General features: G+C 74.2%; 18 protein-coding genes and 1 riboswitch. Of the genes, 11 read left to right on the top strand and 7 right to left on the bottom strand.

The features are described 5' to 3' along the window. Window positions 1–942: a DUF3027 domain-containing protein gene (locus CCE02nite_RS12835; RefSeq protein WP_141390018.1), complete on the top strand. Its 942-nt coding sequence runs from the start codon at window positions 1–3 to the stop codon at window positions 940–942. After that, on the top strand, window positions 939–4,079 hold the full coding sequence (locus tag CCE02nite_RS12840; protein WP_174774915.1) for a sacsin N-terminal ATP-binding-like domain-containing protein: 3,141 nt from the start codon (window positions 939–941) through the stop codon (window positions 4,077–4,079). The genes CCE02nite_RS12835 and CCE02nite_RS12840 overlap by 4 nt, the downstream gene beginning before the upstream one ends. Here CCE02nite_RS12840 and CCE02nite_RS12845 read toward each other — a convergent pair. Continuing rightward, window positions 4,055–4,318 (bottom strand): DUF2530 domain-containing protein, encoded by a 264-nt coding sequence (locus CCE02nite_RS12845; RefSeq protein WP_141390019.1) that lies wholly within the window; start codon window positions 4,316–4,318, stop codon window positions 4,055–4,057. The genes CCE02nite_RS12840 and CCE02nite_RS12845 overlap by 25 nt on opposite strands. Before the next feature lie 447 nt (window positions 4,319–4,765). Here CCE02nite_RS12845 and CCE02nite_RS12850 point away from each other — a divergent pair, with 447 nt between their 5' ends. The 6 genes from CCE02nite_RS12850 (at window position 4,766) to CCE02nite_RS12875 (ending at window position 11,879) form a co-directional block, all read left to right on the top strand. Next, on the top strand, window positions 4,766–6,280 hold the full coding sequence (locus CCE02nite_RS12850; RefSeq protein WP_141390020.1) for a sugar transferase: 1,515 nt from the start codon (window positions 4,766–4,768) through the stop codon (window positions 6,278–6,280). A 39-nt stretch (window positions 6,281–6,319) separates the two neighbouring features. Beyond that, on the top strand, window positions 6,320–7,066 hold the full coding sequence (locus CCE02nite_RS12855; RefSeq protein ID WP_141390021.1) for a UDP-glucose/GDP-mannose dehydrogenase family protein: 747 nt from the start codon (window positions 6,320–6,322) through the stop codon (window positions 7,064–7,066). Window positions 7,067–7,151: 85 nt separating this feature from the next. Next, window positions 7,152–8,627, top strand: coding sequence for an NCS2 family permease (locus CCE02nite_RS12860; RefSeq protein ID WP_141390022.1), 1,476 nt, complete (start codon window positions 7,152–7,154; stop codon window positions 8,625–8,627). Between the two features lie 9 nt (window positions 8,628–8,636). Further along, complete coding sequence (manA, locus tag CCE02nite_RS12865; RefSeq protein ID WP_141390023.1) at window positions 8,637–9,992, top strand: mannose-6-phosphate isomerase, class I; 1,356 nt, start codon at window positions 8,637–8,639, stop codon at window positions 9,990–9,992. 85 nt (window positions 9,993–10,077) lie between these two features. Next, window positions 10,078–10,536: a MarR family winged helix-turn-helix transcriptional regulator gene (locus CCE02nite_RS12870; protein WP_141390024.1), complete on the top strand. Its 459-nt coding sequence runs from the start codon at window positions 10,078–10,080 to the stop codon at window positions 10,534–10,536. Then, window positions 10,533–11,879, top strand: coding sequence for an MFS transporter (locus CCE02nite_RS12875; protein WP_141390025.1), 1,347 nt, complete (start codon window positions 10,533–10,535; stop codon window positions 11,877–11,879). Before CCE02nite_RS12870 ends, CCE02nite_RS12875 begins: the two co-directional genes overlap by 4 nt. 139 nt (window positions 11,880–12,018) lie before the next feature. Here the strand turns inward: CCE02nite_RS12875 and serC are convergent, their stop codons facing one another. After that, complete coding sequence (gene serC, locus CCE02nite_RS12880; protein ID WP_255318847.1) at window positions 12,019–13,161, bottom strand: phosphoserine transaminase; 1,143 nt, start codon at window positions 13,159–13,161, stop codon at window positions 12,019–12,021. 251 nt (window positions 13,162–13,412) lie between these two features. Here serC and CCE02nite_RS12885 point away from each other — a divergent pair, with 251 nt between their 5' ends. From CCE02nite_RS12885 to CCE02nite_RS12895, 3 genes are all read left to right on the top strand, one after another. Continuing rightward, complete coding sequence (locus tag CCE02nite_RS12885) at window positions 13,413–14,123, top strand: iron-dependent transcriptional repressor DtxR (protein ID WP_141390026.1); 711 nt, start codon at window positions 13,413–13,415, stop codon at window positions 14,121–14,123. 168 nt (window positions 14,124–14,291) lie between these two features. After that, window positions 14,292–14,452, top strand: a riboswitch (cyclic di-AMP (ydaO/yuaA leader). 2 nt (window positions 14,453–14,454) lie between these two features. After that, window positions 14,455–15,264 carry a C40 family peptidase gene (locus tag CCE02nite_RS12890; RefSeq protein ID WP_255318848.1) on the top strand — a complete coding sequence of 270 codons (810 nt, stop codon included), beginning with the start codon at window positions 14,455–14,457 and terminating at the stop codon, window positions 15,262–15,264. 187 nt (window positions 15,265–15,451) lie between these two features. Next, window positions 15,452–16,399 (top strand): universal stress protein, encoded by a 948-nt coding sequence (locus CCE02nite_RS12895; protein ID WP_141390027.1) that lies wholly within the window; start codon window positions 15,452–15,454, stop codon window positions 16,397–16,399. An 11-nt stretch (window positions 16,400–16,410) separates the two neighbouring features. Here the strand turns inward: CCE02nite_RS12895 and CCE02nite_RS12900 are convergent, their stop codons facing one another. From CCE02nite_RS12900 to ddaH, 5 genes are all read right to left on the bottom strand, one after another. Next, a complete protein-coding gene (locus CCE02nite_RS12900) occupies window positions 16,411–17,262 on the bottom strand; it encodes an ABC transporter permease (protein ID WP_141390028.1) in 852 nt (283 codons plus the stop codon). Further along, window positions 17,262–18,263 (bottom strand): ATP-binding cassette domain-containing protein, encoded by a 1,002-nt coding sequence (locus CCE02nite_RS12905; RefSeq protein WP_141390029.1) that lies wholly within the window; start codon window positions 18,261–18,263, stop codon window positions 17,262–17,264. The genes CCE02nite_RS12900 and CCE02nite_RS12905 overlap by 1 nt, the downstream gene beginning before the upstream one ends. Window positions 18,264–19,149: 886 nt before the next feature. After that, complete coding sequence (locus CCE02nite_RS12910; RefSeq protein ID WP_141390030.1) at window positions 19,150–20,433, bottom strand: aspartate aminotransferase type Ic; 1,284 nt, start codon at window positions 20,431–20,433, stop codon at window positions 19,150–19,152. Between the two features lie 10 nt (window positions 20,434–20,443). Then, window positions 20,444–21,703: an ornithine--oxo-acid transaminase gene (gene rocD / locus CCE02nite_RS12915; protein ID WP_141390031.1), complete on the bottom strand. Its 1,260-nt coding sequence runs from the start codon at window positions 21,701–21,703 to the stop codon at window positions 20,444–20,446. Next, complete coding sequence (gene ddaH / locus CCE02nite_RS12920; RefSeq protein ID WP_141390032.1) at window positions 21,700–22,614, bottom strand: dimethylargininase; 915 nt, start codon at window positions 22,612–22,614, stop codon at window positions 21,700–21,702. The genes rocD and ddaH overlap by 4 nt, the downstream gene beginning before the upstream one ends. Between the last annotated feature and the right edge of the window lie 265 nt (window positions 22,615–22,879).

Below are 22,879 nucleotides of genomic sequence, written 5' to 3' on the forward strand. Positions count from 1 at the left end.
ATGGTCGCCGTGGCTGCCGCCGAGGAGCGTTCCCGGGGAGTGTCCGCGCGTGCCGCGCGCGACGCCGTGCTCACGGGCGCGGTCGAGCTCGCGCGCGCCGCGGCCCAGGAGGTCGCCGAGAGCCCCGAGGACGTCGGGGAGCACCTCGGCACGTACGCGGAGGCGGACCGCCTCATCTCCCACCGGTTCGCGTGCACGATGCGCGGCTACCGCGGCTGGCACTGGACCGTCACCCTCGCGCGCGTGCCCCGCGGCCGGACGGCGACGGTGTGCGAGGTCGAGCTGCTGCCGGGTGACGGCGCGCTGCTCGCACCCTCGTGGCTGCCGTGGTCCGAGCGCCTGCGTCCGGGCGACGTGGGGCCGGGCGACGTGCTCCCGTTCCGCGCCGACGACCCGCGCCTCGAGCCCGGCTACGTGCCGACGGGCGACGAGGAGCAGGACTCCGTCGCGATCGACGAGCTCGCCCTCGCGCGCGCCCGCGTCCTGTCCCCGCAGGGCCGGGACGAGGCAGCGGAGCGCTGGTACCGCGGCTCGCGCGGCCCGACGGCGCGCGGCGCCGTCGCGTCGGCCGCCGAGTGCGGGTCGTGCGGCTTCCTCGTCACCCTGCAGGGCAGCCTCGGTCAGGTGTTCGGCGTGTGCGCGAACGAGTGGTCGCCCGACGACGGCAAGGTCGTGAGCCTCGATCACGGCTGCGGCGCGCACTCGGAGACCGACGTCGAGCCGCAGCGGAGCGACTGGCCGGACGCCGACCCCCTCGTCGACGAGCTGCACGTCGAGATCGTCTCGCTGCTCGAGTCGGTCGCCCCGACGGCGGAGCCCGCGACCGAGGCGGTCGCGTCGGCGGCCGCGGACCCCGCGCCCGTGCCCGACGAGGTCCCGGTCGACGCGCAGCCGGACGGTCAGCCGGCCTCTGAGCCCGCGGCGGACGAGCCGCAGGAGTGACGGACGACGTCTTCGGGACGGCCGCCCTGCGCCGTGCGGTCCTGGAGGCGTGGCGGTCGTCGCCCACGCGTCTGCGCGAGGACGCGAACACCGAGGAGGACCACGCCCACGGGTCGTACCGGGGGCGGGTCGTCGTCGAGCTCGCGCAGAACGCCGCGGACGCGGCGGCCCGCGCCGGGGTCCCGGGGCGGCTGCGCCTGAGCCTGCACGCGCCGTCGGGACCTGACGGGACCTGGGTGCTGCGCGCGGCGAACACCGGCGAGCCGCTGGACACGCCGGGCGTCGCGTCGCTCGTGGCGCTGCGCGCGTCCGCGACGGGACAGGGTGCGCGCGACGCCGTCGGACGGACGTCCACGGTCGGCCGGTTCGGGGTCGGCTTCGCGGCCGTCCGGTCGGTCTCCGACCGGGTGCGGGTCGGGGCGGGGGAGCGTGCCGTCGAGCTGTCGCTCGCCCGCACGCGCGCCGCGCTCGACGACGTGGTCGCCGACCGTCCCGACCTCGCCGCCGAGGTGGCGCGCCGGGCCGACCGGCTCCCGGTGCTGCGTCTCCCGTTCCCGACCCGCGTCGAGGTGCCGTCGGGCTACGACACGGTCGTCGAGGTCGAGCTGCGCGACGCCGACGCCCTCGCCGCCGTCCGCGCGGAGCTCGCCGCCGTGGACGACCCGCTGCTGCTCGCGCTCCCCGCGCTCGCCGAGGTCGTCGTGGCCGGGGACGGTGTCCCGGCGCGTCGGGTCGCCGACGTCGCCGACCGGTGGACCGTCCTGCGCCGGGAGGGGACGATCGACGCGACCCTGCTCGCGGACCGCCCGGTCGAGGAGCGCTCGTCGACGCGGTGGGCGGTCACCTGGGCGCTGCCCGACGGCGGCGCTCGGACCGACGTCCTGCACGCCCCGACCCCCACCGACGAGCGTCTCACGTTCCCCGCGCTCCTCCTGGCGACCTTCCCGCTGGACCCGGCGCGCCGGCACGTCCCGCCCGGGCCGGTCACCGCGCACGTCGCGCGCGCGGCGGGGCGGGCGTACGCGGAGCTGCTCGGGGGGCTCGCGCGGTCGCACGGCGCCGACGTGCTGGCCCTGGTCCCGACCGGGCTGCCGGCGAGCGCGGTCGACGCGGAGGTGCGGGCGTCGGCCGAGGAGGAGCTCGCCCGGACCCCGCTCCTCCCGCTCGACGCGCCGCCCGCGCGGCGTGCCGAGCAGCCACCCGGGACGGACGACGACGACGCGGCCGACGCCGTCCGGCACTCCCTGGTCGCGCCCGCCGAGGCGCGCGTCCTCGCGGGCGACGTGGGCGACGCCCGCGTGCGGGCGGAGCTCGGGGTCGCGCACCTGGTGGACGTCCCGGGTCCGCTCCGCGCGGTCGCACGGTCGCTCGGGGCGCAGGTCGTGAGCCTCGCGGACGTGGTGGACGACCTCCCGCTCGTCGCCGACCCGGCGCGATGGTGGGCGCTGTACGACGCCTTCGCGCCGCACGCTGCCGACCGGTCGGTGCTCGAGGCGCTGGGCGCGCTCCCCGTGCCGTTGCTCGGCGGGCAGGTCGTGCGCGGCGCCCGCGGTCTGCTCCTCCTCGACACCGGGTCGGGCGAGCGCGCGGACGCGGGCGGCGGGGTGCTGGACGCCCGCGACGCGGCCGACCTCGGGCTGCGCGTCGCCGACCCCCGTGCGGCGCACCCGCTGCTGGAACGCCTCGGGGCTCGCACGACGGACCTGCGGGCCGTGCTCTCCGACGGGGCCGTCCGCGAGCGCGTCCTCGCGGCGTCGGACGCGGCCGAGGCCGGCGACGACCCGGCGCCGGACGTGGAGCGGCTGCTCGCGCTGGTCGCGGCGGCGGTGCGGGAGGTGCCGGACCCGGCGCGGGCGGGGCTGGCGTTCTGGTGGGGCGAGCTGCCCGTCCCGACGGCCGACGGCGACCGTGCGCCCGTGCGGGGCTGCGCGCTGCCCGGGACGTGGGCCGCGGACGCGCTCGGCGCGCTCGACCTCGTCGATCCCGCGGTCGTCGACCGCTGGGGCGAGCCGGTGCTGCGCGCGGTGGGGGCGGCCGCCGGGCTCGGGGTGCTGCGCGTGCGCGACGTGCTCACGCCCGCGTCGGCCGACGACGAGCCGGACCTGGACCCGCACGCGCCGGAGGGGTGGCTGTCCGACTGGGGCGGCTACCTCGCGTACCTCACGACGACCCTCGGCCCCGAGGCGTACGTGGGCGACGTCCTCGCGGTCGCCGACCTGGACGCCGTCGCCGACGACGCGTGGCCCGACGCCCTCGCGCGCCTCGCCGCGGACCCGGCCGCGCGCGAGGCGCTGCTCGCCCCCGTGCGGGCCGAGGGCGGACGCGCGGCCGTGGCGCGCTCGTACACCGCGTGGTGGTTGCGCGAGGAGCTCGGTGGGGCGTTCGCGCTCGGGACCGGCCACCGGCGTGTCCCGTTCCTGCGCCCGGCACCGCCGGAGGCGGCGGGGCTCGACGACGAGGTGGTGGTCGCGCTGGGCGGCGTGCGGGACCTCGCGGAGCTCGAGCCGGACGAGTGGGTCGAGCTGCTGGACGACCTGCCCGACGTCGGGCAGGCCGTCGACGCGCAGGCTGCGCTGACGCTCTGGCGTGCGCTCGGCGTCCTCGCGGGCCGGGGTGAGCGGCTGGACCCGCCGCCGGACCGGGTGCCCGCGCTGCGCGCCGGCGCGGTGCTCGTGGTCGGCGCCGACGACGTCGCCGTCGCGCCCGACCCGATGTGGTCGCCCGTCCGCGCGGTCCTCCCGGCGCCGCCGGGCCTCGTCGCCGCGGTCGCGGACCTCCTGGACGTCGCGACCGTCCGGCGGGACGCCCCCGCCCCCGACGCCGCCGGTCGTCGTGCCGACGTCCCCGAGGTGGTGCACGCGGTCCTCGACGGGCCGGTGCCGCGCACCTGGGAGCGCCACGACGACCTCCGTGTGAGCGGGGTCGCGGTCTCGTGGTGGGTGGAGCGTGGCGGGGGAGCGGACGCCGTCGTGCACGCGACCGGTCCGGCCGGGCTCGCCGTGGGGCTCGCGGTCGCGGCGGGACGCTACGGCGCGAGGTTCGTGCTCGAGGAGGTGCTCCGCGACCCGGGAACGGCGCAGGGGGCGCTGGCGCGGACGGCCTGGGACGACCCTCAGTCGTCCGACGACGTGCGGTAGCGGGTCCGGTTCCGGCGCTCCCACGCGAGCCCGAGGAGGCCGAGGACGAGGCCGGCGCCGCACGTGGTGACCGCGCGCGGGGAGATGGTCCCCAGGGCGAGGAGGACGGCGCACACGACGAGCGCGACCGCCCAGAGGCCCATCCCGACGAGGATCACGACGCGCAGGTCGACCCGCCAGGGCGCCGGGTCGGGGCGTCGGCGGTCGGGGTGCAGCAGCAGCGTGACGAACGAGGGCACAGGGGCATCGTATCCACGGCCCGGTTTTTCACCCGTAGCCGGATGTCACAGCCGTGACCTGGGCCGCATCCCCTTCTGGTGTGAGCACACGTCGGGAGCACTCGCAACGGCACGCTACGATGCATGCGCCGCGCTACGACCTCCACATGTGGTCACCCGTCCAGGTGGATCCGGCCGGCGTCGGGCCGCGCATCGCTTCGGGACCCTCGTCCGATGTATCCGGACCTTCGGTGGAACATGGAATCTGGACGCCCGTCCAATCTATTTCTCCGAGCGGCTAGCGCAGCGCAAGATCCGCAGGATCATGCCCCTCAGGACGCCTCCGACCACGGCGGTACGGAACGTCTTCTCACCCGGGTGAAACCCCCTGACAACTCTCGTTCCCGCAGTTTTTGAACCCTAGGATGAGTCGCCATGCAGGGTGTGGAACCGACCGGAGGTGGACGCATGTCCCACAGCGTCACCGAGGACGCCAGGCGGAGCCTGCGCACCCTTCTCGCCACCACTCCCGCGGCCCGGATCCGCGCCGCGCGCGCCGCGTTCGCCGCGCAGGGCTGGGAGGTCGCCTACCGGCGCCGGCTCCTGCTCACCGACACGGCGGTGATCATCGTCGCCGTGCTCGTCGCCTACTTCCTGCGCTGGGACCAGTTCATCAACGAGCCCGTCCGTGAGGCTCGCGTGCCGTACGTCGTGCTCAGCCTCCTCGTCGGTGTCGCCTGGTCCCTCTCCCTCAGCGCGAGCCGGACCCGCGACCCGCGGGTCATGGGCAGCGGCCCCACCGAGTACCACCGGATCTTCGACGCGTCGTGGCGGCTCTTCGCCGTCCTCGCGGTGCTCGCGTTCCTCCTGCGCTTCCCCGAGGCGCGCGGGTACCTCGCGTTCGCGTTCCCGATCGGCCTCGGGGGGCTGCTCCTCGGCCGCTACGCGTGGCGGCAGTGGCTGCACGGCCAGCGGGCCCACGGGCGCATGCGCTCAGCGGTGCTCGCGATCGGCCACCGCGACCAGGCCGAGCGGCTCATCCGCGACCTCAACGGCCGCGACGAGTCGGGGTACCGCGTCGTCGGCGTGTGCGTCCCGTCGGGCGGGTTCGGTGCCGGCGAGGAGATCCGCGGCGTCCCGGTCCTCGGGGAGCTGCGGCACGCGGGCGAGGTCGCCACGCGGGTCGGCGCGGACGTCGTCGCCGTGTCGGGGTCGGACGCCATCACGGCCGAGGTCGTGCGACGGCTGGGCTGGGAGCTCGAGCCGTACGGCGTCGACCTCATGCTCACGGCCGAGCTCGCCGACGTCGCCGGACCGCGCATCACCATCACGCCCGCGGAGAGCGTCTCGCTCCTGCACGTGGACGCGCCCCGGTTCACGGGGCCCAAGTTCGCCGTGAAGTCCGTCGTCGACTGGACCGGCGCCGCGCTCATCACGCTCGCCGCGCTGCCGGTGCTCGTGCTCGTCGCGCTCGCCGTCCGGCTCACGAGCCGCGGCCCGGTGCTCTTCCGTCAGGAGCGCGTCGGCCGCAACGGGCGGACGTTCCCCATGTTCAAGTTCCGGTCGATGCGAGCCGGCGCCGACCGGGAGGTCGACCACCTCGAGGAGCAGAACGACGGCGCGGGCCCGCTGTTCAAGATGCGCGACGACCCGCGCGTCACCCGCGTCGGTCGTGTGCTGCGCCGCTACTCGCTCGACGAGCTCCCGCAGCTGTTCAACGTGCTGCGTGGCGACATGAGCCTCGTCGGGCCGCGTCCGCCGCTGCCGCGCGAGGTCCAGAAGTACGAGAAGAAGGTGCGGCGCCGCCTCCTGGTCAAGCCCGGCCTCACGGGCCTGTGGCAGGTCGGCGGCAGGTCGGACCTGTCGTGGGAGGAGAGCGTCCGCCTCGACGTGTACTACGTCGAGAACTGGACGATGTTCGGCGACTTCCTCATCCTCGCGCGCACGGCGCGCGCGGTGTTCTCCGGCTCCGGGGCCTACTGAGGCCGGCGGGGTGCAGGGTCGGGCGCGGGGAGGTGCGTCGTGCGGGTCTCGGTCTCGGGATGCGGTCGCCGCGGCGTCCTGCACGCGGCCTGCCTCGCGGCGGCGGGCCACGAGGTCGTGCTCCACGACACGGACCCCCGGGCCCTCGACGCGCTCCGCACGGGACTGAGCCGCGCCGCTGAGCCGCGTCTCCACCGGCTCCTCGCGCTCGGCCTCGTGAGCGGTCGGCTGCGCCCCACGACGGACCGCACCGCGGTCGCCGGGGCGCGCGTGCACGTCCTGTGCGTCGGCGCGGGCCCCGCCCCCGACCCCGACGGCGTCTCGCGCGTGGTGACGCTCCGCGACGCGCTCGACGACCTCGCCCCGCACCTCGGCCCGGGGGACCTGGTCGTCGGGCGCGCGCGGGTCCCGGCCGGCACGGCCGAGTGGCTCGCGGCCACCCTCCTCGCCGACGGCGTGCGGGCGACGGTCGCGTGGGTGCCCGACGAGCACCGGACCGGGCACGCCGTCGTCGACGTCCTGCACCCGTCCCGGCTCGTCCACGGGGTGCCCGCGGGCCCGGACGGCGAGCGGGCGGCCGCGATCCTCGACGCGCTCCACGCGGTGCAGCTCGCGACCGGCGCTCCCCGGACCGTCACCGACCTCGCGACGGCGGAAGGGCTCGGGCACGGTGCCGGCACGCCGCGCCTCGCAGTCCTTGACGGCCTCCGCGAGGGCGGGCACGACGCCGCCGACGTGGCGTCGAGCACACCTGTCCCGGCGCTCGCCGCGGTCGGCGCCGCCTGACGTGCGCGGACACCCCCCGGGGGCGATGCCGGACCGTGTCCCGCGTGTTACCGCGCGGTCACAGGGTTCTGGCAGCATTCTCACCATGTCCACACCCACCTCCGTCCGCGAGGACGAGCAGGCGCCGGCCCCTGCCTCCGGCGCGATCGACCGCTTCTTCAAGATCACCGAGCGCGGCTCGACTGTCGGCACCGAGATCCGTGGTGGTCTCGTCACGTTCTTCGCGATGGCCTACATCATCGTGCTGAACCCGCTGATCATCGGGACGGTCCAGGACGGCACGGGCCAGTTCCTCGGCGGCGGCGACGCGCCCGACTTCGGCAAGATCGCTGCGGCGACCGCGCTCGTCGCGGGTGTCATGACGATCGCCATGGGCGTCTTCGCGAACTTCCCCCTCGGCCTCGCGGCCGGGCTGGGCCTCAACGCGGTCGTGGCGTACTCGATCGCGTCGCTGCCGGGGGTGACGTGGGCGGACGCGATGGGCCTCGTCGTCATCGAGGGCCTCATCATCCTCGTCCTCGTGCTCACCGGGTTCCGCGAGGCGGTCTTCCGCGCGGTCCCGGTCGAGCTGAAGACGGCCATCAGCGTGGGCATCGGCCTCTTCATCGCGCTCATCGGCCTCGTCAACGCAGGCTTCGTCACCGCAGGCAGCGGCACGCTCCTCGCGCTCGGCAACCTCGGCACGTGGCCGATCCTCGTGTTCGTCGTCGGGCTCGTGCTGACGATCGTGCTGTGGGTCCGCAAGGTCAAGGGCGCGCTGCTCGTCGCGATCCTCACGGCGACCGCGCTCGCCGTCGTGCTGGAGAACACGCTGCACATCGGCGCGAAGGGGCCTGACGGCTCGAACCCGAACGGCTTCAACCTCAACGCGCCCACGTTCGACGGCGTCGCGCAGGTCCCCGACTTCGGCCTCCTCGGACAGTTCTCGCTCCTGGGCTCGTTCCAGAACATCGCGACCGTCACGGTGATCCTGCTGGTGTTCTCGCTCCTGCTCGCCGACTTCTTCGACACGATGGGCACGATGGTCGCCGTGGGCGCCGAGGCGCGCCTGCTCGACGAGGACGGCACCCCGCCGCGCTCGCGCGCGATCCTCGTCGTCGACTCGCTCGCCGCCGCCGCGGGCGGCGCGGGCTCCGTGTCGTCGAACACGAGCTTCGTCGAGTCCACGACCGGCGCGGGCGAGGGCGCGCGCACGGGCCTCGCGTCCGTCGTCACGGGCGTCGCGTTCCTGCTCGCGACGTTCCTGTCGCCGCTCGTCGCGCTCGTGCCCTACGAGGCGGCCGCGCCCGCGCTGGTCTTCGTCGGGTTCCTCATGATGACGCAGATCGCCGGCATCTCCTGGAAGAACGTCGAGATCGCGATCCCGGCCTTCCTCACCATCATCGTCATGCCGTTCACCTACTCGATCGCGGACGGCATCGGCGCGGGCTTCCTCGCGTTCGTCGTCATCAAGCTCGCGCTCGGGAAGGTCCGCGCGATCCACCCGCTCATGTGGGTCGCGTCGGCGATGTTCCTCGTGTACTTCCTCCTCGGCCCGATCCGAGAGGCCCTCGGCCTCTAGGCTCGGTCCATGACGAGCGCGGCGGACGAGCGGTCGGGGAAGGCGTCGGTCGACGGCTCCCCTGCTGCTCGTCCGCCTGCGTTCTACCGGCTGGAGAACACCGTCCAGCCGTACGACTGGGGCTCGACGTCGGCCATCCAGGACCTCCTGGGGGCAGAACCGGACGGTCGGCCGGCGGCCGAGCTGTGGATGGGCGCGCACCCGCTCGCGCCGTCGCGCGTCGTGCCCGACGGTGCGGGGCGCCCGAACGAGGGACCGCGCCCGGGCGTGGCGGCGGCGGGCACGACGCTCGCGGACCTGGTGCGCGCGGACCCGGTGGGGGCGCTGGGCCAGCGCGTGCTCGACCAGTACGGTCCCCGGCTGCCGTTTCTCCTCAAGGTGCTCGCGGCCGAGCGCGCGCTCTCGCTCCAGGTCCACCCGCACCCGCACCGCGCCCGCGAGGGGTTCAACCGCGAGAACCGGGAGGGCGTGGCGCGCGACTCGCCGCTGCGCAGCTTCCACGACGACCAGCACAAGCCCGAGATGGTCGTCGCGGTGTCGCGCTTCGAGGGCCTGTCCGGCTTCCGGCGCCCGGCGCGCATCCTCGAGCTCCTCGACGGGCTGGACGGCGGCCTCGTGGCCCGCATGCGGGCCGCGCTCCTCGCGCGACCGACCGAGGCCGGCGTCCGCGAGGCGTTCACGCTCGCGCTCCACGCCCGGTCCGAGCCCGACGTCGCGGCGGACCTCGCCCGGACCGTCGCGTCGGTCCGGGCTCGGGCCGAGGACCCGACCGGCGCCGGTGCCGGGGCGACGCCGGGCGTACCTCGGCGCACGTCGCGGCGTGCCGACGCCACGGTGCTCACGCTCGCCGAGCAGCACCCGGGCGACCCCGGCGCCGTCGTCTCCCTCATGCTCAACCGGGTCACGCTCGCACCGGGGGAGTCGATGTTCGTGCCGTCCGGGCACGTGCACGCGTACCTGTCCGGCTGCGCGGTCGAGGTCATGGCGAGCTCCGACAACGTCCTGCGCGCGGGCCTCACGAGCAAGCTCGTCGACGTCGACGCGCTGCTCGAGTGCGCCACGTGCACGCCCGGGCCCGCCGCGCGCCCGCGCCTGGTCGACGACGGGTCCGGCCTCGTCACCTACCGTCCGCCGGTCGCGGAGTTCGCGCTCCGTGCGGGCCTGGTCGCGGGGGCCGTACCGCTGCCCGACGCCGGACCGCGCGTCGTGCTGTGCCTCGACGGCGCCGTGACGCTCGCCGAGGGCCTCGGGCCGGGGGCCGTCGACACTCACTTGTCGCGCGGCGAGTCGGTCTTCGTGCCTCACGCGACCGGGCCGGTCGTCGTGCGAGGCGACGGGCGCGTCGTCGTCGCCTACGTGCCCTGACCAGGTCACGTACCCCCGCACCTCCCGCCCCGGGGGTGACGCGCGCCTCTTTCTTTACCCTAGGTAATGAGTTAAGGTAACTATCATGCCTGCTGCGGACCCCACTGCCCCCTCCCGGAGCCAGTACCGGCCCGCCACCCTCGGCGGTGAGCTCCGCGTGGCGCTCACGCGCATCTCTCGCCGCCTGCGCGCGCAGCGCGGCGAGGCCGACCTGCCCGAGGGCCGGTTCGGCGTGCTCACGGTGCTGTACAAGCACGGCGCGATGTCGCCGAGCGAGCTCGCCGAGCACGAGCGCGTCAAGCCGCCGTCGATGACCCGGGCCGTCAACGCCCTCGTCGAGATGGGACTGGTCGAGAAGGGCGAGCACGCGAGCGACCGTCGCCAGGTCGTCGTGCGGCTCACCGACGCCGGTGCGCGCGAGGTCAAGGAGACCCGCCGCCGCCGGGACGCGTGGCTCACGCAGCAGCTGTCCTCCCTCACGCCCGACGAAAGAGAGACCTTGGCCCGCGCCAGTGAGCTGTTGACCCGGATCGCCGCCCGATGAGCGCGACCTTCTCCTCCCTGAAGTACTACAACTACCGCGTCTGGTTCGGCGCCGCGCTCGTCGCGAACGTCGGCACTTGGATGCAGCGCGTCGCGCAGGACTGGCTCGTCCTCACCGACCTCACCGACAACTCGGGTATCGCCGTCGGCGTCGTGACGGCGTTGCAGTTCGCCCCCGTGCTCGCGCTGTCCGCGTGGGCGGGCCTGCTCGCCGACCGGCTCCCGCGCCGCCGGCTCCTCATGGCCACCCAGGGCGCGATGGGTCTGCTCGCCCTCGGCCTGGGTGCGCTCGTGCTGTCCGGGAGCGTCGAGCTGTGGCACGTCTACGTGTTCGCCGGCCTGCTCGGCGTCGTGTCGGCGTTCGACAACCCCGTGCGCCAGACCTTCGTCGCCGAGATGGTGCCCGCAGACAAGCTGTCCAACGCCGTCGGGCTCAACAGCGCGTCGTTCAACGCCGCACGCCTCGTGGGGCCCGGCGTCGCCGGGCTGCTCATCGCGGCCGTCGGCTCCGGCTGGCTGTTCGTCATCAACGGCGTCACGTTCGGGGCGACGATCCTCGCGCTGATGTACATGCGCACGCGCGAGCTCCACGTGCTGCCCAGCGCGCCACGGGAGAAGGGGCAGATCCGCGAGGGCATCCGGTACGTGCGGGGGCGAACCGACATCATCGTCATCATGGTCGTCGTCGGCGTCGTGTCGACGTTCGGGCTCAACTTCCAGCTCACGTCCGCGATGATGGCGAAGGTCGAGTTCGGCAAGGGCCCGGGGGAGTACGGGATCCTCGGCTCGATCCTCGCGATCGGGTCGCTCACCGGTGCCCTGCTCGCCGCGCGGCGCGAGCGCCCGCGCGTCCGGCTCGTCATCGGGTCCGCGTTCGGGTTCGCCGTCGCGACGGGCGTCATGGCCCTCATGCCGACCTACCCGAGCTACGCGATCGCCTGCATCCCGGTGGGCCTCGCGTCGCTCACGATGATGACCGCCGCGAACTCCACGATCCAGATGTCCGTCGACCCGGTCATGCGCGGGCGCGTCATGTCGCTCTACATGATCGTGTTCCTCGGCGCGACGCCGATCGGGTCGCCGCTCGTCGGCTGGATCGCCGAGGCGTGGGGCCCGCGCTGGGCCATCGGCGTCGGGTCGATCACCGCCGGCCTCGTCGCCGTGGGCGCCGCCGTCTGGGCGGTGCGCAACTGGCACCTCGAGGTCCGCTACCGCGTCCTGCAGCGCCCGCACCTCGTCGTGCGCTACCTCGACGCGGGCACCCCGGCGGACCGGTCCGCCCGAGCCGAGACCCGCCGTCGCCTGGGCGTCGAGGACGCGGAGGAGGCGGCCCGCGCCGCCTGACGCCGGCTCGCCCCGGACGCCGGCTCGCCCCGGACGCCGGCTCGCCCCGGACGCCGAGCACGACATGAGGGTCGCTATGGAGCTCATAGCGACCCTCATGTCGTGCTCGACGCGGGGTGGTGGCGTGGTCGTCCCGGGGTCAGGCGAGGTGGGTTACTACGTGGTCGACGCAGGCCGTGAGGGCGCGGACGTCGTCGGGCTCGATCGCCGGGAACATCGCCACGCGGAGCTGGTTGCGGCCCAGCTTGCGGTAGGGGAAGACGTCGAGGATCCCGTTCGCGCGGAGCGCGCCCACGACGGCGGTCGCGTCGATCGCGTCGTCGAGGTCGATCGTGCCGACGACGGTGGACCGCTGCGCCGGGTCGGCGACGAACGGCGTTGCCCACGCGCGGGCCTCGGCCCAGCCGTACAGGTGGGCGGCAGACTCGGCCGACCGGGTCGCGGCCCACGAGAGCCCGCCGTTGCCGAGGATCCACTCGACCTGCTCGGCCAGCATGACGAGCGTCGCGATCGCGGGCGTGTTGAGCGTCTGGTCCAGGCGCGAGTTGGCCGCCGCCGTGCGCAGGGAGAGGGATTCCGGCACCCAGCGCGTGCCGCTCGACTCGACCTCCTCCGCGCGCGCGAGCGCGTCGGGCGAGCACAGCGCGAGCCACAGGCCGCCGTCGGACCCGAAGACCTTCTGCGGCGCGAAGTAGTAGACGTCGGTCTCGGCGACGTCGACCGGGAGCGCGCCCGCACCCGAGGTCGCGTCCACGAGGGTGAGCGCCCCGCGCTCACGCGAGCCCGGCACGCGGCGGACCGGCGCCATGGCGCCGGTCGAGGTCTCGTTCTGGGGCCACGCGTGCACGTCGACGTCGTCGGCGGGCTCGGGCAGCGCGACGGACCCGGCGGGGGCCGAGATCACCTGCGACGGCTCGAGGAAGGGCGCGGCCGTCGTCGCGGCGGCGAACTTGGCGCCGAACTCGCCGAACGCCGCATGCTGCGCCTTGGAGCGCACGAGGCAGGCCGTGGCGACGTCCCAGAACGTCGTGGAGCCGCCGTTCCCGAGCACGACCTCGTAGCCGTCCGGCAGCGCGAAGAGCTCGGCGAGCCCCTCGCGCGTCCGGCGCACGACCGAGCGGACCGGCGCCTGGCGGTGGGACGTCCCGAGCAGGGACGCGCCGGCGTCGGCGAGCGCGCGGACCTGCGCGGCGCGGACCTTGCTCGGCCCGGAGCCGAAGCGGCCGTCTGCCGGCAGCAGGTCCGAGGGGATCGTGATCGGGGCGGTGGCGGGATCAGGCACGTCGTCACCCTACGCGCGTGACACGTCGGCCGGGGGCGGCGTCCGCCGACGCGCGCGACGGTGGTCACCGGTTCGCGGTCGGGTGCCCGGAGCGTCCGGTCGCGGCGGGCGCCACGGGCTCTCTCGCGCGGCCCCCGGGTCGGGTCACGGGCTCGCCATAGACTGTCCCCCAGCGGCCCGCCGGTGCGGGCAGGCGCCCCGTGGCGACGACGACCGGGCGCCCCGAGCCGACGAGCGACTGGGAGCGTGACGTGACCGATCTGATCGATACCACCGAGATGTATCTGAAGACGATCTACGAGCTCGTGGAAGAGGGCATCGTCCCGCTGCGCGCGCGCATCGCGGAGCGCCTCGGGCACTCGGGCCCCACGGTGTCGCAGACGGTCGCGCGCATGGAGCGCGACGGTCTCGTGGTCGTCACGGGCGACCGCCACCTGGAGCTCACGGCCGTCGGTCACGACAAGGCCACGCGCGTCATGCGCAAGCACCGGCTCGCGGAGCGGCTGCTCACCGACGTGATCAAGCTCGACTGGGAGTACGTGCACACCGAGGCGTGCCGCTGGGAGCACGTCATGAGCGAGCTCGTCGAGGAGCGGCTCATCGGGCTGCTCGACCACCCGCACTTCGACCCGTACGGGAACCCGATCCCGGGCCTGCCGGAGCTGGGGGAGCAGTTCGAGGAGGTCGACTTCCTCGACGGTGTCGTCTCGCTCCCGGTGTTCCTCGCGGAGCACGGGCGGGACGGTGCGGAGGCGCGCGTCGTGCTCCAGCGGATCGCCGAGCCGATCCAGGTCGACGTCGAGCTGCTCGCGCGGCTCGCGGAGGCCGAGGTGCTGCCCCGCCGGACGCTCGTCGTGCGGTGGGCCGGGGACGGCGGGGTGACGGTGCAGGGCGAGGGCGCGGAGGTCGTGCTGGACCTGCCCGACGACGTCGCGCGCCACCTGTTCGTCGCCCGCGGCTAGCCGTCCGTTCACCCGGCAAATCTGCTGTGACCTGCGACGACGTGATCGTCCGCATCGATTCGTAATGGGAACGTGACTTTTGCCGAGGCGTCCTGTACGGTCGGTGCTGCTCCATCGGAAGACACGTCCGGGGGAGTCCTCGCGCGGAACGCCTAACCCTGTCACCGCAAGAGGCCCACGACGACCCGATGACAGGGACGGGGGACCCACTTCCGGGTGCTGGAGACAGCGCCCTTGGGGTGAAGCCCGACGGACCTCGGTCCGCCGGGCCGGGTGACTCTTCCACCCGAATCCGACAGCTGACCTCGCAGGCGTCTTGGAGAGGCACAAAGTGACCGTGAGCACGACTCGCGCCCGCCACCGCGCGGCGCGGCGTCCCGTGACGCCACTCAGCTCTATCGCCCAGGCCGCGTCGGACCAGATGTCGACCGTCGGTCGCCGCACCGCCGTCGTCGCCGCGTCCTCGGGCCTCATCGTCTCGATGATCGGTGCCGCCGCCCCGGCGACGGCCGCCCCCGTCGACAACGAGTCCGGCAAGCTCAACGCCGTCGACCTCAGCGCCCTCACGGCGCAGGCCCGTCAGGCTCTCGAGGCCGCCCCCGCGGTGACCGTCGCGGCCGACGCGGCGTTCACGATCGAGCAGGCCGCCGCGCCTGTCACCGTGACGCCCGCTCCCGAGCCGGAGCCGGAGCCCGAGCCCGAGCCGGAGCCGGAGCGCACCACGCAGACGAGCCGCTCGCAGGAGCGTCAGGCGCAGTCCGAGGCCCCTGCTCAGCAGGAGGCGTCCGTCGACGTCCCGGCCTCGGCCTACGGCTCGACCATCGTCTCGATCGCCGCGCGCTACGTGGGTGTCCCCTACGTCTACGGCGGCACCACCCCCGACGGCTTCGACTGCTCGGGCTTTACCAGCTACGTCTACGCGCAGGTCGGCATCAGCCTGCCGCGCACCTCGAGCGCGCAGGGCTCCGTCGGCACCAAGGTGTCGCGCGACCAGGCGCAGCCGGGCGACCTCATCTGGACGCCGGGCCACATCGCGATCTACGCGGGCGACAACATGATGATCGACGCCCCGCGCCCCGGGAAGACCGTCCAGTTCCGTCAGATCTGGCAGTCGAACCCCACGTTCATCCGCGTGGCCTGATCGCCCACGCTCTCAGGGCCCCAGCGGTCACTGGCCTGACGAACCCCGTCACCTCGCGCATCGTCGCGAGGAGGCGGGGTTCGTGGCATTCTTGACGTGTTCGTGACTCGTGGCAGACGGACGAGCGGGCTGGTCTCGGCTAGGTTGGTCGTCCGATGGCACCGGGCCGTCGAGAGGAGAGTCGCTCATGACCCGCACGGAATCCGTCCTCGTCGGCGTGGACGGCTCGGCGCCGAGCCTGCACGCCCTGGACTGGGCCGCGGCGTACGCGCTCCAGGTGGGCTGGCCGCTCCACATCGTCTGCACCTACTCCTTGCCGTCGTTCACGGCAGCCTCCCTCGACGGCGGCTATGCGGCGCTCGACGACTCGGCCATCCAGGAGGGTGCCCGCGCCGTCCTCGAGGAGGCGCGCGCCCGCTCCGAGGCTGCTGGGGTCCGGACCACGGCCACGGTGACGACGGGGGACGCCGCCGGAGTGCTCGTCGAGATGTCGCGCGAGCACTCGCTCGTCGTCGTCGGCACGCGCGGCCGGGGCGGATTCACCGAGCGCCTGCTCGGCACCGTGTCCTCGGCACTGCCCGCGCACGCGCACTGCCCGACCGTCATCGTGCCGTACCGGTCCGACGCGAAGGACGCCGAGGGCGCGCCGCAGGAGCTGCCCGCGGTGAAGCCGCTGCGGCGCATCGTCGTCGGGGTGGACGGGTCGCCCTCCGCGGAGATCGCCCTGCGCCATGCGATCCGTCAGGCGCAGGCCTGGAGCGCGGAGCTCGTCGCGGTCGCCGGTGTCCCGGTCGGTGCCGGCGCCGGTCTCCTCGCGTGGCTGCCCGCGTCGATCGACCACGAGCAGGTCCTCGCGGACATCACCGAGGGCCTGAACGTCATCATCGACCGCCACGAGGCGGAGCACCCGGGGCTCACGATCAAGCGCATCGTGCTCGACGGCACGGGCGCTGAGCTGCTCACGGAGTTCTCGACCGCCTCCGACCTCATCGTCGTCGGGTCCCGCGGCCGTGGCGGCTTCCGGGGGCTCCTCCTCGGCTCCACGAGCCAGGCGGTCCTGCACCACTCGGCCTGCCCGGTCATGGTCGTGACCAAGAAGTGCGAGGACGACGCGCCGGCGGCCGAGGACGGCTGACCGGCGACCGGTCAGCTGCGGTTGCGGTAGAGCCGCATCGTGATCGGGGCGAGGATCGCGGTGAGGACGACCGACGCGACGAGGACCCACATGATCCCCTCCGTCGCCGGCTCTCCCGCCATGAGGCCGCGGACCGCGGTCACGAGGTGCGTGACCGGGTTGACGTCGACGAAGCGCTGCAGCACCACGGGCATCGTCGACGGGTCGACGAAGATGTTCGACGCGAACGTCAGCGGCATGAGCACGAGCATCGACGTCCCCATGACGGCGTTCGGCGAGCGCAGCACGAGCCCGAGCGCGGTGAACACCCAGCTCAGGGCGAACGCGAACACGAGCAGCAGCACGATCCCCAGGACCACCCCCACGACCCCGCCCGGCGGGCGGAAGCCGAGGACGAGGCCGAGCGCGAGGGTCACGACCGACGCGATCGTGTAGCGGACGGTGTCGCCGAGGAGCGCCCCGACGATCGGCGCGGGCCGCCACACCGGCAGCGACCGGAACCGGTCGAACACGCCCTTGCTGATGTCCGTGTTCATCGTGTAGCCGGTGTAGATCGTCGTGAAGAGCACCGCCTGCACGAGGATGCCCGGCAGGAGGAACTGGAGGTAGCTCTGCACGTCCCCGGCGAGCGCGCCGCCGAACAGGTACGTGAACATGAGCGTGAAGATGATCGGCGAGACCGTGACGTCGAAGAGCTGCTCGGGCACGTGCTTGATCTTGAGCAGCGCGCGCCACGTGTAGGTGAAGGTCGCGGACACGGGCGAGGGACGCGAGGGCCGCCGCTCGAGCGCGACCGCGGCCCGCAGCGCGTTCGCCTCCGGCGCGCGCAGCTCCGCAGCGGTGATGGTGGGGTCGACGGCCATCAGGCCACCTCCTCGATCGTCTCGTCGTCCTCCATGGGCTGGCCCGTCAGCGCGAGGAACACCTCGTCGAGGCTCGGCTGGCCGAGCGCGAACTCGGGGACGACGATGCCTTCGTCCCCGAGAGCGGGCAGGATGCGCGCGACGTCGACCGCGCCGTCGTCGGGCACGCGCGCCGTGAACGCGTACGGGTCGTTCGCGAGCGTGATCTCCGTGCCGAGCAGCGCCCCCACGACCTCCGCCGCGCGGCCACGCTGGGTCGCGTCCGCGAGCCGCACGTGGACCGCACCCTCGCCCACGGAGCGCTTGAGCTCCGTCGCGGTGCCCTCCGCGATGACCTTGCCGTGGTCGATCACGGCGATCCGGTCGGCGAGCTGGTCCGCCTCCTCCAGGTACTGCGTCGTCAGCAGGACCGTCGCGCCGTCCGCGACGAGCACGCGCACGATGTCCCACACCTGGTTGCGGCTGCGCGGGTCGAGCCCGGTCGTCGGCTCGTCGAGGAAGATGACCCGTGGGCTCATCACGAGGCTCGCCGCGAGGTCGATGCGTCGCCGCATGCCGCCCGAGTACGTCTTGACCTGGCGGTCGCCCGCGTCCCCGAGGCCGAACGCCTCCAAGAGCTCGGCCGAGCGACCTCGCGCCGTGCCCCCGAGGAACCCGTAGAGCCGCGCGAGCATCACGAGGTTCTCCGTCCCCGTGAGGTCCTCGTCCACCGACGCGTACTGCCCGGTGAGCCCGACGACGGAGCGCACCTTGTCGGCGTCGTGCACCACGTCGTGGCCCAGCACGCGCGCCGTCCCCGCGTCAGGACGGAGGAGCGTCGCGAGCATGCGCACGGCCGTCGTCTTGCCCGCGCCGTTCGGCCCGAGCACGCCGAACACCGTGCCCTCGGGGATGAGCAGGTCGACGCCGTCGACCGCCTTGGTCACGGACTTCCCGGTCGTGAAGTGCTTGACGAGGCCGCGTGCCTCGACGGCGAGGTCGCCGCGTGCAGTGTCGGTCATGTCCCCTCCGCGGGATGGTCGTTCGTCGCTGCCGACGAGCCGCCCGGCTCTCCGGGCCACCCACCCACCGACCGTCGGGGCCGGCAGAACTCATCGGTCGCGCACGTCTTCCATCCTGCGCCGCGCCGGTGCCCGGGGACCAGTGCGATTCGTCAGGGTCCGCGACGAGGTAGAACCCTGGTCGCGCGAGGTAGAGCCGTGGTCGGCCGAGGTAGAACGCGGGTAGCGCGAGAGAGAACCGTGGTCGGCCGCGGTAGAACGCAGGTCGCGCGAGAGAGGACGGTGGGCGCACGGGGAGGCGTGGTCATGCCCGACGGCGATGGGGCCGCCCGGTGCGGTGGGCTCGCCTCACGAGGGGTCGAGTCGCCGACGGAAGCCGTTCGCCTGGCCGACCAGGCAGGGCCCGGCCGGTCGAGCGCGCGACCGGGACCCGCCAGCCGACCCTGGGCGCCCGGGTCTCAGCCGACCCCGGGTCGCCTGGATCGCGGCTCGACGGACGACGCAGCGACGCCGCTGTCCACGGCGCGGCACGACGCGGTGCGGGCGGACCCGACACCGCGGGCAGTCGCCCGAGGCGAGCACCGACCAGGGCGAGACGACGTCGGGCGGGGTGGGTGGTGGTGCCGCGTCGTGGCGGGCTTGGCGGGAGCCGCGAGGAACGAGCGGCGGATGGTAGACGCGGCACCACCACCCACCCCGACCACCCAGGCCAACCACAAGCCGTCGAGCACAAGAACCACGCCTCTACCTCGCGTGACCACGGCTCTACTTCGCGTGACCACGGCTCTACTTCGCGCGACCACGGCTCTACCTCGCGCGACCGCGGTTCTACCTCGCGACCTTGGTTCGACCTCGCGACCAAGGTTCTACCGGCGTGGACCGACGACTACTGCGCGGCGGCCTCCGCGGCGGCGAGGAGGACGCACGTCGCGACACCGTCCATCGCGACGCGGACCTCCTCGATCGGGGGGAGGGTCGGAGCGAGGCGGAGGACCTTGTCCTCGGGGTCCTTGCCGTAGGGGAAGGGGGCGCCGGCGGGCGTGAGGGCGATGCCGGCGGCCTTGGCGAGCTCGACGACGCGCGACGCGGTGCCCGGGACCACGTCGAGGCTGACGAAGTAGCCGCCCTTCGGCTCGGTCCACGACGCGACGCCTGCGTCGCCGAGGCGCTCGGCGAGGATGCTCGTCACGGCGTCGAACTTGGGGGCGATGATGTCGCGGTGCTTGCGCATGTGGGCGCGGACGCCGTCGGCGTCGCCGAAGAACAGCGCGTGGCGGAGCTGGTTGACCTTGTCCGGGCCGATGGACTGGGCGGACAGGTGCTTCTTGTACCAGGCGACGTTCGCGGGCGACGAGGCGAGGAACGCGACGCCGGCGCCGGCGAACGTGATCTTCGAGGTCGACGCGTAGAGGATCACGCGGTCGGGGTGTCCGGCCTCGGCGGCGAGCGAGATCGCGTCGGCGCTCCGGACCTCGTCGTCGGTGAGGTGGTGCAGCGCGTACGCGTTGTCCCAGAGGATGCGGAAGTCGGGTGCCGCGGCGGGCACGGACACGAGCGCGCGCGCGACGTCCTCGCTGACGACCGACCCGTCGGGGTTCGCGTAGGTGGGCACGACCCACATGCCCTTGATCGTGGGGTCGTGCGCGACGAGCTCCGCGACGGCGGCGGCGTCGGGGCCGTCCGCGGTCATGGGCACGGTGACCATCTCGATGCCGAGGGCCTCGCACACGGAGAAGTGGCGGTCGTAGCCGGGCACGGGGCAGATCCAGCGGACCTTCTCCTCGCGGCCCCACGGGCGCTCGGAGCCGGGCACGCCGAAGAGGGTCGCGTACGCGAGCGTGTCGTACATGAGCGTGAGGCTCGCGTTGCCGCCCGCGAGGAGCTGCTCGACGGGCACGCCGAGCAGCTCGGCGAAGATCTCCCGGAGCTGCCGGAGCCCGTCGAGGCCGCCGTAGTTGCGGACGTCGGTGCCGTCGGCATCGGTGTGCACGCCCTCGCCCGGGAGCGCGAGCAGGGCCTCGGAGAGGTCGAGCTGCTCGGCCGAGGGCTTGCCGCGCGTGAGGTCCAGCTTCAGCCCCAGGGCCTGCAGGTCGGCGTACGCGCGACGCAGGTCGTCCAGGGACGACGCGAGGGTGGTGGTACCGGGTGCGGTGTGCTCGGGCGTGGTCACCCTCCGGACTCTACCGATCCCGCGCAAGGTCCGTGAGTACGTCCTCCAGGGCGGACAGCCCGGTCTCGAGGTCGTCGGCGGAGATGGTCAGCGGGGGAGCGAGGCGGATGGTGGAACCGTGCGTGTCCTTGGCGAGGACGCCGCGTGCGAGCAGCGCCTCGCACAGGTCGCGCCCCGTCCCGCGAGCGGGGTCGAGGTCGAGCCCCGCCCACAGCCCGAGGCCGCGGACGTCGTCGAGCAGTCCCGTGCCGACGAACCCGCCGAGGCGGTCCTGGAACCGCGCGCCGAGCTCGCGCGCGCGGCGCTGCGGCTCGCCGGTGGCCAGGAGGTCGACGACGGCGAGACCGACCGCGCACGCGAGCGGGTTGCCGCCGAACGTGCTGCCGTGCGTGCCCGGGGTGAGCACCTCCAGCACGTCACGACGGCCCACGACGGCGGACACGGGCAGGATCCCGCCGCCGAGCGCCTTGCCGAGCGTCACGAGGTCGGGGCGCACGCCCCACGTCTCTGTCGCGAGCGTCGTGCCCGCGCGGCCGAGGCCGGACTGGATCTCGTCCGCGACCAGCAGCACGTCGCGCTCGGCGGTGAGCGCGCGCAGGCGCGGCCAGTAGTCGGCGGGCGGCACGACCACGCCCGACTCACCCTGCACCGGTTCGAGCAGCACCGCGACGGTCGTCTCGTCGATCGCGGCGGCGACGGCGTCGGCATCGCCGTACGGCACGAGGCGGAAGCCGGGCGTGTACGGGTCGAACCCACGGCGCGCGTCGTCGTCGTCGGAGAACGACACGATCGTCGTCGTGCGGCCGTGGAAGTTCCCGGAGCCCACCACGATCGTCGCCTCGCCCGGGCGCACGCCCTTGACGTCGTACCCCCACTTGCGCGCGGTCTTGATCGCGGTCTCGACCGCCTCGGCGCCGGTGTTCATCGGGAGCACCAGGGAGTCCGGCCCGCCGGTGGTGAGCGGCCCGACGAGCGCGGCGAGCGCCGCGGCGAACGGGTGCAGGAGGTCGTGGTCGAACGCGCGCGACGTGAGGGTGGCGCGCCCGAGCTGCGCGGTCGCGGCCGCGACGAGCGCGGGGTGCCGGTGCCCGAAGTTGAGGGCGGAGTAGCCGGCGAGGAAGTCGAGGTAGCGGCGCCCGTGGACGTCGGTGACCCACGACCCCTCGGCGGTCGCGACCGTCACGGGCAGCGGGTGGTAGTTGTGCGCGAGCGCGTCGCGCGGCGTCTCGTCCGCGGGCCCCGTGACCGGGCGGACGTCCTGCGCGGTCACGACGCGCTCCCGGAGGCCGCGGCCGACCCCGCGACCATCTCGCGGATCTCGAGCGTGCAGCACTTGGCGCCGCCGCCCCCGCGCAGCAGCTCGGACGTGTCGACCGCGAGCGTCTCGTAGCCGCGCTCGCGGAGCGCGGCGGCGAGCCGCGCGGCGCGCGGCGCGTGCACGACGTGCGTCCCGTCGCTCACCGCGTTGAGGCCCAGGACGACGGCGTCCTCCTCGGTCGCGAGGAGCGCGTCGGGGTACCGCTCGCGCAGCACCTCCTGCGCCGCGGGCGAGAACGCGGGCGGGTAGTAGACGACGTCGACGGGCGGCGTGCCGGTGAGGGCGGGGTGGGCGCCGCCGTCGGGCACCCGACCGCCCGACGCGGCTCCGGCGTCGCCGCGCAGCACGGTGAGCGCGGTGTCGAGGTGGTAGAAGCGCGGGTCGACGAGCTCGAGCGTGACGACCTCGCGGCCCCACAGCGCGGCGGCCTCGGCGTGCGCGGCGCGGTCGGTGCGGAAGCCCGTCCCGGCGAGCACGACGTCGCCCGCCACGAGCAGGTCGCCCTCGCCCTCGTTGACGTGCTCGGCGAGGTGGGTGACGTAGCCGTGGTCGGCGAACCACTTGAGGTAGGCGGGGCCCTCGGGCCCGCGCTCGGGGTGCGTGAAGCGCGCGGAGTAGACGAGGCCGTCGACGACGGTCGCGCCGTTCGCGGCGTAGACCATGTCCGGCAGACCCGGGACGGGGTCGATCGTCTCCACGGTGTGGCCGAGGTCGCGGTAGGTGTCGCGCAGGCGCTCCCACTGGGCGACCGCGAGCGGGGTGTCGACCGGGGTGCGCCGGTCCATCCACGGGTTGATCTCGTAGCTCACGGTGAAGTACGTGGGCCGGCACATGAGGTAGTGCCGGGGCTGGCCTGGGCGCATCGCCGCCTCCTCGCGGGAGCCGGGCCTGCCGGGGTGGTGCGGCCCGGGGTGGTGGCCGGACGGGGGATGACGTCCGGTGGTGCTGATGGGCTGCCGGTTGGCTGCTGGATGCCAGCGTACTTCCGCTGCCCGGGCGCGTCCTGGGGCGACGCGCTCGTACTCAGGGTGTTGACAGCGATATTCTATCGATATATCGTTACCGTATCGCTGAGCCCGAGACGCGGCTCGCGACCACCGCGAGGCCGCACCGGCCCGCCACCGCTCC

This window comes from Cellulosimicrobium cellulans (assembly GCF_006539945.1).
GTDB lineage: Bacteria > Actinomycetota > Actinomycetes > Actinomycetales > Cellulomonadaceae > Cellulosimicrobium > Cellulosimicrobium cellulans.

Excerpts from the sequence above, each read along its gene's own strand:
- CCE02nite_RS12835 (WP_141390018.1), top strand. The coding sequence starts at position 1 with ATGGTCGCCGTGGCTGCCGCCGAGGAGCGTTCCCGGGGAGTGTCCGCG.
- CCE02nite_RS12850 (WP_141390020.1), top strand. The coding sequence starts at position 4,766 with ATGTCCCACAGCGTCACCGAGGACGCCAGGCGGAGCCTGCGCACCCTT.
- CCE02nite_RS12860 (WP_141390022.1), top strand. The coding sequence starts at position 7,152 with ATGTCCACACCCACCTCCGTCCGCGAGGACGAGCAGGCGCCGGCCCCT.
- manA (WP_141390023.1), top strand. The coding sequence starts at position 8,637 with ATGACGAGCGCGGCGGACGAGCGGTCGGGGAAGGCGTCGGTCGACGGC.
- CCE02nite_RS12870 (WP_141390024.1), top strand. The coding sequence starts at position 10,078 with ATGCCTGCTGCGGACCCCACTGCCCCCTCCCGGAGCCAGTACCGGCCC.
- CCE02nite_RS12875 (WP_141390025.1), top strand. The coding sequence starts at position 10,533 with ATGAGCGCGACCTTCTCCTCCCTGAAGTACTACAACTACCGCGTCTGG.
- CCE02nite_RS12895 (WP_141390027.1), top strand. The coding sequence starts at position 15,452 with ATGACCCGCACGGAATCCGTCCTCGTCGGCGTGGACGGCTCGGCGCCG.
- CCE02nite_RS12900 (WP_141390028.1), bottom strand. The coding sequence starts at position 17,262 with ATGGCCGTCGACCCCACCATCACCGCTGCGGAGCTGCGCGCGCCGGAG.
- CCE02nite_RS12905 (WP_141390029.1), bottom strand. The coding sequence starts at position 18,263 with ATGACCGACACTGCACGCGGCGACCTCGCCGTCGAGGCACGCGGCCTC.
- ddaH (WP_141390032.1), bottom strand. The coding sequence starts at position 22,614 with ATGCGCCCAGGCCAGCCCCGGCACTACCTCATGTGCCGGCCCACGTAC.